Source organism: Pseudomonas sp. T8 (genome assembly GCF_024610635.1).
In the GTDB taxonomy this organism is placed as follows: domain Bacteria; phylum Pseudomonadota; class Gammaproteobacteria; order Pseudomonadales; family Pseudomonadaceae; genus Aquipseudomonas; species Aquipseudomonas chlororaphis_I.
Genome location: NZ_CP102374.1, coordinates 5543325 through 5556413 on the forward strand (window position 1 = coordinate 5543325; position 13089 = coordinate 5556413).

At 60.9% G+C, this 13089-nt stretch carries 13 protein-coding genes and 1 other RNA gene; 10 read left to right on the forward strand and 4 right to left on the reverse strand.

What is annotated here, in order from left to right; translation table 11 throughout:
- The first annotated feature begins 9 nt into the window (after nucleotides 1-9).
- Nucleotides 10-426: a ClpXP protease specificity-enhancing factor gene (locus NRG23_RS25190; protein WP_007928461.1), complete on the forward strand. Its 417-nt coding sequence runs from the start codon at nucleotides 10-12 to the stop codon at nucleotides 424-426.
- Between the two features lie 55 nt (nucleotides 427-481).
- Here NRG23_RS25190 and NRG23_RS25195 read toward each other — a convergent pair whose 3' ends face one another.
- The 4 genes from NRG23_RS25195 to NRG23_RS25210 form a co-directional block, all read right to left on the reverse strand.
- Nucleotides 482-1060, reverse strand: coding sequence for a BON domain-containing protein (locus NRG23_RS25195; RefSeq protein ID WP_009050725.1), 579 nt, complete (start codon nucleotides 1058-1060; stop codon nucleotides 482-484).
- Entirely contained in the window at nucleotides 1057-1650 is a 594-nt protein-coding gene (locus tag NRG23_RS25200; RefSeq protein ID WP_007928463.1) for a phosphoheptose isomerase, read from the reverse strand. The genes NRG23_RS25195 and NRG23_RS25200 overlap by 4 nt, the downstream gene beginning before the upstream one ends.
- 107 nt (nucleotides 1651-1757) lie before the next feature.
- Nucleotides 1758-2129: a YraN family protein gene (locus tag NRG23_RS25205; protein ID WP_007928464.1), complete on the reverse strand. Its 372-nt coding sequence runs from the start codon at nucleotides 2127-2129 to the stop codon at nucleotides 1758-1760.
- Nucleotides 2129-3940 carry a penicillin-binding protein activator gene (locus tag NRG23_RS25210; RefSeq protein ID WP_009050724.1) on the reverse strand — a complete coding sequence of 604 codons (1812 nt, stop codon included), beginning with the start codon at nucleotides 3938-3940 and terminating at the stop codon, nucleotides 2129-2131. The genes NRG23_RS25205 and NRG23_RS25210 overlap by 1 nt, the downstream gene beginning before the upstream one ends.
- Nucleotides 3941-4177: 237 nt before the next feature.
- Here NRG23_RS25210 and rsmI point away from each other — a divergent pair, with 237 nt between their 5' ends.
- The 9 genes from rsmI (at nucleotide 4178) to mraY (ending at nucleotide 13086) form a co-directional block, all read left to right on the forward strand.
- A complete protein-coding gene (gene rsmI, locus NRG23_RS25215; RefSeq protein ID WP_162096448.1) occupies nucleotides 4178-5032 on the forward strand; it encodes a 16S rRNA (cytidine(1402)-2'-O)-methyltransferase in 855 nt (284 codons plus the stop codon).
- 73 nt (nucleotides 5033-5105) lie between these two features.
- Nucleotides 5106-5459: RNase P RNA component class A (rnpB, locus tag NRG23_RS25220), an RNA gene on the forward strand.
- A 308-nt stretch (nucleotides 5460-5767) separates the two neighbouring features.
- Nucleotides 5768-6223, forward strand: a complete 456-nt coding sequence (mraZ, locus tag NRG23_RS25225) for a division/cell wall cluster transcriptional repressor MraZ (RefSeq protein ID WP_003205355.1) — start codon at nucleotides 5768-5770, stop codon at nucleotides 6221-6223.
- Complete coding sequence (gene rsmH, locus NRG23_RS25230) at nucleotides 6220-7167, forward strand: 16S rRNA (cytosine(1402)-N(4))-methyltransferase RsmH (protein WP_009050722.1); 948 nt, start codon at nucleotides 6220-6222, stop codon at nucleotides 7165-7167. The genes mraZ and rsmH overlap by 4 nt, the downstream gene beginning before the upstream one ends.
- Entirely contained in the window at nucleotides 7164-7457 is a 294-nt protein-coding gene (gene ftsL / locus NRG23_RS25235; RefSeq protein WP_009050721.1) for a cell division protein FtsL, read from the forward strand. The genes rsmH and ftsL overlap by 4 nt, the downstream gene beginning before the upstream one ends.
- Nucleotides 7457-9181 carry a penicillin-binding protein 2 gene (locus NRG23_RS25240; RefSeq protein ID WP_164485390.1) on the forward strand — a complete coding sequence of 575 codons (1725 nt, stop codon included), beginning with the start codon at nucleotides 7457-7459 and terminating at the stop codon, nucleotides 9179-9181. The genes ftsL and NRG23_RS25240 overlap by 1 nt, the downstream gene beginning before the upstream one ends.
- Complete coding sequence (locus NRG23_RS25245; RefSeq protein ID WP_257372695.1) at nucleotides 9181-10644, forward strand: UDP-N-acetylmuramoyl-L-alanyl-D-glutamate--2,6-diaminopimelate ligase; 1464 nt, start codon at nucleotides 9181-9183, stop codon at nucleotides 10642-10644. The genes NRG23_RS25240 and NRG23_RS25245 overlap by 1 nt, the downstream gene beginning before the upstream one ends.
- Entirely contained in the window at nucleotides 10637-12004 is a 1368-nt protein-coding gene (murF, locus tag NRG23_RS25250) for a UDP-N-acetylmuramoyl-tripeptide--D-alanyl-D-alanine ligase (protein ID WP_257372696.1), read from the forward strand. The genes NRG23_RS25245 and murF overlap by 8 nt, the downstream gene beginning before the upstream one ends.
- Complete coding sequence (gene mraY, locus NRG23_RS25255; protein ID WP_007928475.1) at nucleotides 12004-13086, forward strand: phospho-N-acetylmuramoyl-pentapeptide-transferase; 1083 nt, start codon at nucleotides 12004-12006, stop codon at nucleotides 13084-13086. The genes murF and mraY overlap by 1 nt, the downstream gene beginning before the upstream one ends.
- Nucleotides 13087-13089 lie beyond the last annotated feature (3 nt).

Genomic DNA, 13089 nt, shown 5'->3' on the forward strand with positions numbered 1-13089 from the left:
GGAGCCGCTATGAACTCCAGTCGACCTTATCTGGTCCGCGCGCTCTACGAGTGGATTGTGGACAACGATTGCACCCCGCATATGCTGGTCAATTCCGAATACCCGGCGGTGCAGGTGCCTCAGGGTTTCGCCAGTGACGGACAGATCGTCCTGAATATTTCGCCGAGTGCCGTGCGCCATCTGCACATGGATAACGAGGTGGTGACTTTCGAGGGGCGCTTCGGTGGTGTCCCGCATAGCTTGTACGTCCCTGTGCCGGCGATCCTGGGCATTTACGCCCGGGAGAATGGTCAGGGTATGGTGTTCGATCTGGAGTCGCCCGTGGATGACGAGGACGATGAAATCGAGCCGGATGATGATATCCCGCCACCGGATAACGAGCCGCCGCGTCCAAGCGGCCGACCCAGTCTGAAGGTCGTGAAGTAATAAAAAAGGCGATCCATCCGGATCGCCTTTTTTGTGCATGTACCTTTCGCCTACATCAGTCGATGTACTCGAACAGTTTGACGATTTTCTGCACGCCGGAAACGCCCTGTACCAGGTTGGTCGCCTGGGTGGCTTCCTGTTGGGTCAGCAGGCCCATCAGGTAGACGATGCCGTTCTCCGTCACGACCTTGATGCGCGAGCCTGGAATGCTGGCGTCGGTCAGCATCTGGGTCTTGATCTTGGTGGTCAGCCAGGCATCGTTCTGCCGGGCCAGCAGGGAGGAAGGCGGCAGAACCTGCAGTTCGTTGTGGACCTTCTTCACTCGTTGCACGGCGCTGGCGGCCTGCTCGGCGAGTGTCTTGAGGTCGGCCCGCGGGGTCTGGCCAGCCAGCAGGACGATGCCATTGAAGCTGGTCACCACGATGTGTGAATTGTGGTCCAGGTCCGGGCTGGCTTTGGCGACGTTCACTTCGACTTTGGTCTGGATCAATGAGTCATCGATCTTGCTGCCGAAGGTGCGGGTGCCGCGGTCATCTTCGATCGGGCTTTCGCGGGTGGCGGTAATCACCGAGCTGCAACCGCTGATGCTCAAGGCTAGGGTCAGGGCCAGTAGGCCAAGGCGATTAGGGGTCATTCTTCACTCCCGAACAGTTGGCTGTCGATCAAGTCGCAGAGGCAGTGGATCGCCAGCAGGTGGACTTCCTGGATGCGTGCAGTGACGTTGGCCGGTACGCGAATCTCGACATCTTCCGGCAATAGCAGGGATGCCATGCCGCCGCCATCGCGACCGGTCAATGCTACGACAATCATTTCGCGATCATGTGCGGCCTGGATCGCTTGAATAATGTTCGCTGAGTTGCCGCTGGTGGAAATCGCCAGCAGGACGTCGCCGGGCTGGCCCAGGGCGCGAATCTGCTTGGAAAAGACTTCGTTGTAGCTGTAGTCGTTGGCGATCGAGGTGATCGTCGAGCTGTCGGTGGTCAGCGCAATGGCTGGCAGGCTCGGGCGCTCGCGCTCGAAACGGTTGAGCAGCTCGGAAGAAAAGTGCTGGGCATCGCCGGCCGAGCCGCCGTTGCCGCAGGAAAGCATTTTCCCTTCGTTGAGCAGGGCGTTGACCATGACCTGGCTGGCTTGCTCGATGTGCGGTGCAAGTACGTCCATCGCCTGTTGCTTGGTGTCGATACTGGCCTGAAAAAGCTGGCGAATTCGGGATTGCATGTCCATCTGTGTGACCTTAAGTAGCGCGGCTTTCTGGCACATGAATGTGCTGCCCGCAAAGCAAAGAGCAAAAATGTTGAGTGAAAATGTCCGGCTCGGCCCGAGAGCGTCGATCAGCTTTCAAAGGCATTCCGTAGCCAGTTCAAATGAGTTGTCGTGCCTGGGGCGCTGTCTATGGCGACCACATCGAAACGGCAAGGGTGGTTGGACCAGCGCGACTCGCGCTGCAGGAAAAACTGTGCGGCGAGTATCAGTTTCTGACGCTTGCGTGCGTCGATACTGCCCAGTGCGCCACCCCATTGCGTGTGTTGTCTGTAGCGGACTTCGACGAATACTACTGTATCGCCGTCAAGCATGACCAGATCAAGCTCGCCGCGTTTGCACAACCAGTTCTGCGCCAGCAGGCGCAGCCCCTGTTGTTCAAGATGCCGGAGCGCTTGGGCTTCGGCATCCTGACCGCTTTGCTGGCGTGATCGTTGTGGCATTAACGCTGGGTGTCGGGCAGGCGAGTGATCTGGCCGCTGACGAACTCGGCCCATGGCAACTGGCGTTGAACGCGCTGGCTCGGGCTCATGGTCAGGCTGCCCGACAGGCCTTCGATGCGGCTGTCCGGCAGCGCCTTGAGTTGCCCCAGGCGTGGCGCCAGTCGGTAGGCGTCGGCACCCATCGCATACAGTCGGCCCAGGCTGCCACCGGCTTGTGGCCACTGCGCGGCGACCTGCCGGCGCAGCGGGTCATTGGCGTCCAGCAGCCAAGGCGTTTCGCAGAAGCGTACGCCGTTCATGTCGTTGTACTGGTTCTGGTCGCCGTTGGCGCTGAAAACGTGGGAGGTGGCATAGACAGGTACATCGCCAGCGTACTGAAAGTTCAGGGTCGGCTTGATCTGTTGTGCCTGTTGCGGTGTGGACGCCAGGAAAATGAACTCGATGTCCTGGCGGCGCGAAGGTTGTGCGGCCACCTGGGTGCCGGCGGCGTTCTGCAGGCTCTTGGCGCGAGCTTCGCTCTGGCGCAGTTGGAACAGGTCGGCAATCTGCTGGGCCAGGGCCACCGGCTGATCGACGCGTTCGATACCGACCACGCTACCGCCGTTGCTTTCCCAGTCCTGACGGAAAGCCTTGAGCACACGATCGCCCCATTCGCCGCGTGGCACCAGGACAGCGGCGCGGTGCAGGCCATCGGCGCGAGCGCGACGGGAGACTTCGCGAGCTTCGTCTTCGGCAGCCAGGCCGAACTGGAACAGTTGCGCCGGGCCTTGCTCGCCTTCGCTGTAGTTCAGCGCCAGGGTGGTGATAGGCAGTTGCGGGCGTGCGGCGAGCTGTTTGACCAGCGGTTTTTCCAGCGGGCCGACGACCAGTTGCACGCCATCAGCCTGGGCCTTGCGGTAGAAGTCATCCAGCGAAGTCAGGCGCGAGCTGTCGTAGAACTCGATGCTGGGTGGTTTCTGTCCGGCTTGCTGGGCCTGATAGTGTGCGGCCATGAAACCGTCGCGCAGGGCCTTGGAGACCGCAGCCAGCGGGCCGTCCTGCGGCAACAGCAGGGCGATCTTGGACAGCGGCTGGCTGGCCAGTTCCTTGAGTTTGGTCAGTGGCAGCGGCAGTTGAATGGCGGCCGGATGCTTGGGGTTCTGTGCGCGCCAGTTGTCGATGGCGGCCTGCTGTTGTTCCAGGGTACCGGCAGTCTTCACTGCCAATGCCAGGCTCATCCAGCCGCCGAGGTCGTCGTTGCTGACGGCTTGCAGTTGATCGGTCGGCAAGCTGGCAATCAATGCCCAGATGGCTTCATGGTTCTTGCTCGCGGCGTCGTCCTTGAGCAATGGTGCAATGAAGATGCGCTCCCGTGCTGCGGCGAGAGCCTGGCCGTCGGCCTCGAGTGCGCGAGCATGGATGGTGCCGGTGCGGATCTGCTGCTCTTCCGGCAGTTCGCTCAGGCGTTGCAGGCTCGGGTGGCTCAGGGCAGTCAGGGCCGCCTTTGGCTGGTTGCGAGTCATGGCCAGTTCGGCCGCCAGGGTGCTGGCGAAAACCTGCTGGCCGGGCTTGAGTTGCTCCATTGGCACTTGTTGCAGGATTTGCGCGGCCTGGCCGGCGTTGCCCTGGCGATAGGCCAGGTCGGCAGCGCTCAAGCGCAGCAGGGCTGCCTTGTCGGGTGTTTTGCTGTTGGCGGCCTGTTCGAGCAGTTGCTCGATGCTGGCATCCGGGGTCCGTGGAAGTTCGCCAAGGCTGGAGGAGGGCGAGCTGGCGCAAGCTGCCAGGAGGGCAGCAAGGCATAAGGCAGAGAACAGCCGCAGGCAAGCGATCATGTAAGTGTTCCTGATACTCGATCAAATTAGCGTGGAATTGTACCCAAGCACTGGCCGGGGCGCGATCTTACTGGCAATAAACCGTCTATTTTAGGTCGTGCAAATGTTGCAGCGCTTTAGAATGGCCGGTGTTGTCGCAGGTGCGAGGTGCCTGCGACACGCATTCCGAAGGCATCTACGCGCTACAATGTCGGTTTTACCGATCAAGAGGTGTGCGCTTTGACTGCTCCAGGTCCTTTGAATTCCGCTGCTGGCTCGCTTTATGTGGTGGCGACGCCCATCGGCAACCTGGACGACATCAGTGCCCGGGCCTTGAAGATCTTGCGTGAGGTGGCGTTGATCGCCGCCGAGGACACGCGTCACTCGCAGCGCTTGATGCAGCACTTCGGGATTTCCACGCCGCTGGCCGCCTGCCATGAACATAACGAGCGGGATGAAGGCAGCCGCTTTCTGACCCGTCTGTTGGCGGGAGACAGTGTTGCGCTGATTTCCGACGCGGGCACGCCGTTGATCTCCGATCCGGGTTACCACTTGGTACGTCAGGCGCGGGCGGCGGGAATCAATGTCGTTCCTGTTCCTGGGGCTTGCGCTCTGATTGCGGCCTTGTCGGCGGCGGGGCTGCCTTCCGATCGTTTTATCTTCGAAGGGTTTCTGCCGGCCAAGGCGGTAGGGCGGCGCGGGCGTCTTGAGCTATTAAAGGAAGAGCCGCGCACGCTGATTTTCTATGAGGCGCCACACCGCATTCTCGAGTGCCTGCAGGATATGGAGCTGGTGTTTGGTGGTGAGCGTCCGGCATTGCTGGCGCGGGAACTGACCAAGACCTTTGAAACCCTCAAGGGCTTGCCGCTTTCGGAGTTGCGCGCTTTCGTCGAGGCGGACAGCAATCAGCAGCGCGGCGAATGCGTGGTGCTGGTGGCGGGGTGGTCGGCGCCGGAGAGCGACGAGGCCGTAAGCGGTGAGGCAATGCGAGTTCTCGATCTGCTGCTCAAGGAGATGCCGCTCAAGCGGGCTGCGGCATTGGCGGCGGAAATTACCGGCGTGCGCAAGAATGTTCTCTATCAGGCGGCGCTGGATAAACAGAAAGGCGAGTAAACGCGATCGGCGGAATGGCAAAAGGCTTTTATCACTTGTTCTTCCGCCGCTCTGCCGTTAACCTGCGCGGCGGAGAGTCGATTGGACAGTCGCTGCCCTCTATGAAAATTAGAGGGGGGAGGAAAGTCCGGGCTCCATAGGGCGGAGTGCCAGGTAATGCCTGGGAGGCGCGAGCCTACGGAAAGTGCCACAGAAAATAACCGCCTAAGCACTTCGGTGCCGGTAAGGGTGAAAAGGTGCGGTAAGAGCGCACCGCACGTCTGGCAACAGTTCGTGGCTAGGTAAACCCCACTCGGAGCAAGACCAAATAGGGTTCCAAGGCGTGGCCCGCGCTGGAACCGGGTAGGTTGCTAAAGATGTCCAGTGATGGCCATCGTAGAGGAATGACTGTCCTCGACAGAACCCGGCTTACAGATCGACTCTCCACCTTTTCCCTCCCTGCTTGAATCAATAGCAGAAGCGCTTTTGTAATACCGAAAAGATCTTACTCTTAACAAATTACTTTAACTTCGCGATACAGCTCCTTGAGCTGATTGAAGTTATTGCGCCAAATCCTTCGCCAAATTCCCGTTACCCCTCCTTTTAGTCTCCTAAATCTCCGTTCTATAAGGCTTTTCCGTCGCTCCGTGCCTTGACGGTGTGGTGGGCGCATTCCTATAGTGTGCGCAAGTGGCGGAAAGTGGCATGAAGTGGGTTTTTTGGACGTAAAACGCTAAAATTTGGAGAAACGCTGACGTGTTTCGCGGAGCTAACGCTATCAGTCTCGACGCAAAGGGCCGTCTCGCCATGCCGAGCCGGTACCGTGACGAGCTCGTTTCGCGTAGTTCCGGGCAACTTATCGTCACTATTGATGCCGTTGATCCGTGTTTGTGTGTCTACCCCCTCGATGAGTGGGAAATTATTGAAACCAAGCTGCGCGCGCTGCCTTCGCTACGTGAAGAAAACCGTCGCTTGCAGCGTTTGTTGATTGGTAATGCCGTCGACCTCGAACTCGATGGCAGTGGTCGTTTTCTGGTTCCGCCACGTCTGCGCGAATATGCCAAGTTGGATAAGCGCGCAATGTTGGTAGGCCAACTGAACAAGTTCCAACTGTGGGACGAGGATGCCTGGAATGCTGTTTCTGCAGCGGACCTGGCAGCTATTCAACAACCGGGCGCCATGCCTGATGAACTGCGTGATTTGATCCTGTGACTATTGATAGCGGCTTTAACCACATCACCGTACTGCTTGACGAAGCCGTCGAGGCTCTCGCCGTACGTCCTGATGGCTGCTATCTGGATGGCACCTTCGGTCGCGGCGGTCATAGTCGTTTGATCCTCAGCAAGCTCGGGCCGGATGGCCGGCTGCTCGGATTCGACAAAGATCCTCAAGCGATTGCCACCGGGCAAGCGCTAGCGGCCGAAGACGGCCGCTTTGTCGTTGTGCAGCGCAGCTTTGCCGAGCTGGGTTCGGAAGTGGCCGAGCGTGGCCTGGATGGCAAGGTCAGCGGTGTGTTGCTCGACCTGGGCGTATCTTCGCCGCAGCTCGACGATCCTGAACGCGGCTTCAGTTTTCTCAATGACGGTCCCCTGGATATGCGCATGGACCCGTCCCGCGGCATCAGCGCGGCGGAGTTCGTCAACACCGCTCCGGTGGAAGAAATCGCCCGTGTGTTCAAGGAATACGGCGAAGAGCGTTTCTCCGGTCGCATGGCCCGCGCCGTGGCTGAGCGCCGCGACATCAAGCCGTTCGAGCGCACCGCCGACCTGGCGGAGGTCTTGAAGGTCGCCAACCCGGCGTGGGAAAAGGGCAAGAACCCGGCTACCCGCGCATTCCAGGGGCTGCGCATTCACGTCAACAACGAGCTGGGCGATCTCGAGGCCGGCCTCGAAGCGGCGCTGGAATCTCTCGAAGTGGGCGGTCGCCTGGTGGTGATCAGCTTCCATTCCCTGGAAGATCGCATCGTCAAATTGTTCATGCGCAAGCTGGTGAAGGGCGAGGCGGACAACCTGCCTCGCAATCTGCCGGTTCGCCACGTGGCTTTCGAGCCGAAAATCAAAATCCATGGCAAAGCGCAGACGGCCTCCGATGCCGAACTCAAAGCCAACCCGCGTGCCCGTAGTGCTGTCATGCGCGTTGCGGAGAAGCTGCGGTGAGCAAGCTCTTCGCCAAGCCACTTCCAGGCGGAAGCTTTTTCATGCTTCTGCTGTTCATCGGCGTTCTGGTGTCCGCGATTGCGGTGTCCTATAGCGCGCACTGGAATCGTCAACTGCTCAATACGCTGTACGGCGAGTTGAGTGTGCGCGACAAGGCGCAAGCGGAGTGGGGGCGGCTGATTCTCGAGCAAAGCACCTGGACTGCCCATAGCCGGATCGAAGTGCTGGCCACCGAACAACTGAAAATGCGTATTCCTGGCGCGGCCGAAGTCCAGATGGTGGCGCCATGATGAAGCTTGAAGGCGCACTCTTTCCCTGGCGGTTCCGCCTGGTGCTGGGCTTGCTCGGCGTCATGGTGGCGGCGATCGCCTGGCGCATCATCGATCTGCAGGTCGTCGATCGCGACTTCCTCAAGGGGCAGGGCGACGCGCGCAGCGTTCGGCATATCCCGATCCCGGCTCACCGTGGCCTGATCACCGACCGTAACGGCGAGCCGCTGGCGGTCAGTACGCCTGTGACCACCCTGTGGGCCAACGCCAAGGAAATGCAACTGGCCAAGGACAAGTGGCCGGCACTGGCTGCTGCCTTGGGGCAAGACCCTAAAGCGCTGGCCGAGCGCCTTGAAGCACAAGCCAATAAAGAGTTCATCTACCTGGTGCGTGGCCTGACGCCCGAGCAGGGCCAGCAGGTTCTCGATCTCAAGGTGCCGGGGGTCTACGGTATCGAAGAGTTTCGGCGTTTCTACCCGGCCGGTGAAGTGACCGCGCACATGGTCGGCTTTACCGACATCGACGACCGCGGGCGCGAAGGGGTCGAACTGGCCTATGACGAATGGCTGGCCGGGGTCCCGGGCAAGCGCCAGGTCATCAAGGATCGGCGCGGCAGACTGATCAAGGATGTCCAGGTCACCAAAAACGCCAAGGCCGGCAAGCCCTTGGCGTTGTCGATTGACCTGCGCCTGCAATACCTCGCCAACCGCGAACTGCGCAATGCCATCGTCGAGAACGGCGCCAAGGCCGGCAGCCTGGTCATCATGGATGTGAAGACCGGCGAGATCCTGGCCATGGTCAACCAGCCGACCTACAACCCGAACAACCGTCGCAACCTGCAGCCGGCGATGATGCGCAACCGCGCCATGATCGACGTGTTCGAACCGGGCTCGACCATGAAAGCCATCTCCATGAGCGCTGCGCTGGAGACCGGCCGCTGGAAACCGAGCGACACCGTCGAGGTGTATCCGGGCACGCTGCAGATCGGCAAATACACCATTCGAGACGTATCCAAGACCGAAGGTGCTGTGCTCGACCTGACCGGGATTCTGATCAATTCCAGTAACGTCGGCATGAGCAAGATCGCCTTCGACATCGGCGGCGAAGCCATCTTCCGTCTGGCCCAGAAAATTGGCCTCGGCCAGGATACCGGCCTCGGCTTCCCGGGCGAACGTGTCGGCAACCTGCCGAATTACCGCGAATGGCGCAAGGCCGAAACCGCCACGCTGTCGTACGGCTACGGCATCTCGGTGACCGCGATCCAGTTGGTTCACGCCTTCTCGGCACTGGCCAACAACGGTCGCATCGCACCGCTGACTCTGATCAAAACCGACAAGACTCCGGAAACCACCCAGGTGATTCCGGAAAAGGTCGCCAAGACCATGCAAGGCATGTTGCAACAGGTGATCGAGGCTCCGCGTGGCGTGTTCCGTGCCCAGGTGCCGGCTTATCACGTGGCGGGCAAGAGTGGTACCGCGCGTAAGACGTCGGTGGGTACCAAGGGTTATGCCGAGAACTCCTACCGCTCGCTGTTTGCCGGTTTCGGCCCGATGAGCGATCCGCGTTACGCCATCGTTGTGGTGATCGATGAGCCGAGCAAGGCCGGCTACTTCGGTGGCCTGGTATCGGCACCGGTGTTCAGCAAAGTGATGTCCGGCACCCTGCGTCTGATGAATATCTCGCCGGACAACCTGCCACCTACTCAACAAGCCAATGCGGCACCAGCTAAAGGAGGGCGCGGCTGATGTCTCTTAGCCTGAACAAGATTTTCGCCCACGCTGGTCGTGATCTGCTGATCCGCGAACTGACCCTGGACAGCCGCAATGTGCGCGCCGGCGATCTGTTTCTTGCGGTTCCTGGCGGCAAGTTCGATGGCCGTGCGCACATCGCCGATGCCTTGCAGCGCGGTGCGGCTGCCGTGGCTTATGAAGTCGAAGGCTCGACCGTCCTGCCGATTACCGACGTGCCGCTGATTCCGGTCAAAGGCCTGGCGGCGCAGCTGTCGGATATCGCCGGACGTTTTTATGGCGATCCGAGTCGTCATCTCAACCTGATTGGCGTGACCGGTACCAACGGCAAGACCAGCGTGACCCAGTTGGTCGCGCAAGCGCTTGACCTGCTGGGCCAACACTGCGGCATCGTCGGCACCCTGGGCAGCGGTTTTTATGGCGCGCTGAAAAGCGGGATGCACACCACACCGAACCCGATTGCCGTGCAGGCCACCCTGGCCGACCTGAAAAAGGCCGGTGCCAAAGCCGTGGCGATGGAAGTGTCGTCCCATGGTCTGGACCAGGGGCGGGTTACTGCTCTGGCTTTCGATGTGGCGGTGCTGACCAATCTGTCGCGTGACCATCTGGATTATCACGGCACCATGGAAGCCTACGGCTCCACCAAGGCCAAGCTGTTCGGCTGGACCGACCTGGGTTGCCGGGTCATCAACCTCGACGATGAATTCGGTCGGCTGTTGGCCAGTGACGAGCAGGATTCGCGGCTGATTACCTACAGCCTCGAGGACCCACGGGCCTATCTGTACTGCCGCGAAGCGCAATTCGATGATGAAGGCGTGCGTGCAATCCTGGTGACTCCGCAGGGCGAGCATCATCTGCGCAGCACCTTGCTCGGTCGTTTCAACCTGAGCAACGTGCTGGCCGCTGTCGGTGCCTTGCTCGGCCTGGATTACGCCCTCGACGAAATCCTCCAGGTGCTGCCGAAACTGGAAGGTCCGGCCGGTCGCATGCAACGCCTGGGCGGTGGTTCGCAACCGCTGGTGGTGGTCGATTACGCCCACACCCCGGATGCCTTGGAAAAAGTACTGCTGGCCCTGCGTCCCCACGCCAAGGGCCGCTTGCTGTGTCTGTTCGGCTGCGGTGGCGATCGCGATCGCGGCAAGCGTCCGCTGATGGCGGAAGTGGTCGAGCGCCTGGCCGATGGTGTGCTGGTCACCGACGACAACCCGCGCACGGAAGATCCGGCGCAGATTTTCGACGACATTCGCGCCGGTTTCAGCGCGGTGGACAAGGTCGAGTTCGTCTCCGGTCGCGGCCTGGCCATCGCTCAGCTGATCGCCGGCGCTTCGGCGGATGACGTCATTGTCCTGGCCGGTAAAGGCCATGAGGACTATCAGGAAATCAACGGCGTGCGTCTCGACTTCTCCGACCTGGTGGAAGCCGACCGGGCGCTGACTGCGTGGGAGGTGGCCCATGCTTAAGGCCCTGAAACTCAGTGAACTGAGCGGAGCGTTGGCGGGTCGCCTGCTGGCTGGCGATTGCAGCTTCGATGGTGTGAGCATCGACAGTCGGGCGATCAAGCCGGGCCAGCTCTTTATTGCCCTGGCCGGCCCGCGTTTCGACGGGCACGACTACCTGAATGAAGTCGCTTCTAAAGGCGCCGTCGGTGCCCTGGTCGAACGCGAAGTGCCAGACAGCACGCTGCCGCAGTTGCTGGTCAGCGATACCCGGCAGGCGCTCGGCCAGTTGGGAGCGTTGAATCGCGCGGCTTTTACCAAGCCTGTCGCGGCGATTACCGGCTCCAGCGGCAAGACCACAGTCAAGGAAATGCTGGCCAGCATCCTGCGTACGCGTGGGCCGGTGCTCGCCACGCGCGGCAACCTGAACAATGACCTGGGCGCACCCTTGACCCTGCTGGAGCTGGCCCCGGAGCACACCGCGGCCGTGATCGAGCTGGGGGCTTCGCGCATCGGCGAAATTGCCTACACCGTGGCGATGACCAAGCCGCATGTCGCCATCATCAATAACGCCGGTACCGCCCATGTTGGCGAGTTTGGCGGGCCGGAAAAAATCGTTGAGGCCAAGGGCGAGATCCTCGAAGGGCTGGATGCTTCGGGTATCGCCGTGCTCAATCTCGACGACAAGGCCTTCCCGATCTGGAAAACCCGCGCCGCCGGCCGTCAGGTGCTGAGTTTTGCCCTGACCAACAATGCCGCCGACTTTTACGCCTCGGATATCCAGCGTGATGCCCGTGGCTGCCCGAACTTCACCCTGCACGCTGGCAACGGCTCCGAGCGGATCCAGTTGAACCTGCTGGGTACCCATAACGTGGCCAATGCCCTGGCCGCTGCGGCTGCCGCTCATGCCCTGGGCGTGTCGCTGTTCGGCATCGCCACCGGGCTCAACGCGGTGCAGCCGGTCAAGGGCCGCACCGTTGCCCAGCTGGCGAAAAACGGCATGCGGGTCATCGACGACACCTACAACGCGAACCCCACGTCAATGTGCGCGGCCGTTGATATACTCGCCGGCTTTTCCGGCCGCACCGTCCTGGTGCTCGGAGATATCGGCGAGTTGGGCGATTGGGCGGAGCAGGGGCACCGCGAAGTGGGTGCTTATGCTGCCGGCAAGGTGTCGGCGCTCTACGCCGTGGGCCCAATGATGGCCCACGCGGTCGCTGCCTTCGGTGAGCACGCCCGACACTTCGCCAGCCAGGCCGAGCTGATCGCAGCCCTGGGCGCCGAGCAAGATACAAACACCACTATTTTGATCAAGGGATCGCGCAGCGCGGTGATGGAAAACATCGTCGTGGCTTTGTGTGGTTCCAGCACGGAGAAACATTGATGCTGCTGCTGCTAGCGGAGTACCTGCAACAGTTCTACAAAGGCTTCGCGGTCTTTCAGTACCTGACCCTGCGCGGGATTCTCGGGGTACTGACTGCACTGGTGCTGTCCTTGTGGCTGGGGCCGTGGATGATCCGCACTTTGCAGACCCGTCAGATCGGCCAGGCCGTGCGTAACGACGGTCCGCAATCGCACCTCTCCAAGTCGGGCACCCCGACCATGGGCGGCGCGCTGATTCTTTCGGCAATCGGTATCAGCACTTTGCTGTGGGCCGACCTGAGCAACCGTTATGTGTGGGTGGTGTTGCTGGTCACCCTGTTGTTCGGTGCCATCGGCTGGGTCGATGACTATCGCAAGGTGATCGAGAAAAACTCCCGTGGCTTGCCTAGCCGCTGGAAGTACTTCTGGCAGTCGGTATTTGGCCTGGGTGCGGCGATCTTCCTGTATGTCACCGCGCAAACCCCGGTCGAAACCACCTTGCTGATCCCCATGCTCAAGGACGTCAGCATTCCGCTGGGCATTGGCTTCGTGGTCCTGACCTATTTCGTGATCGTCGGCTCCAGCAACGCGGTCAACCTGACCGATGGCCTCGACGGCCTGGCGATCATGCCGACCGTGATGGTGGGCGGTGCCCTGGGCATCTTCTGCTACCTGTCGGGTAACGTGAAATTCGCTGAGTACCTGCTGATTCCTTACGTTCCAGGCGCGGGTGAGCTGATTGTGTTCTGCGGCGCGCTGATCGGCGCCGGACTGGGCTTCCTGTGGTTCAACACCTACCCGGCACAAGTCTTCATGGGCGACGTCGGCGCGCTGGCGCTGGGCGCGGCCCTGGGCACCATCGCGGTGATCGTTCGTCAGGAAATCGTCCTGTTCATCATGGGCGGTGTGTTCGTGATGGAAACCCTGTCGGTGGTCATTCAGGTGGCTTCCTTCAAGTTGACCGGTCGCCGTGTATTCCGCATGGCACCGATTCACCACCACTTTGAACTCAAGGGCTGGCCCGAGCCGCGCGTGATCGTCCGTTTCTGGATCATCACCGTGATTCTCGTGTTGATCGGCCTTGCCACCCTGAAGCTGAGGTAGAAC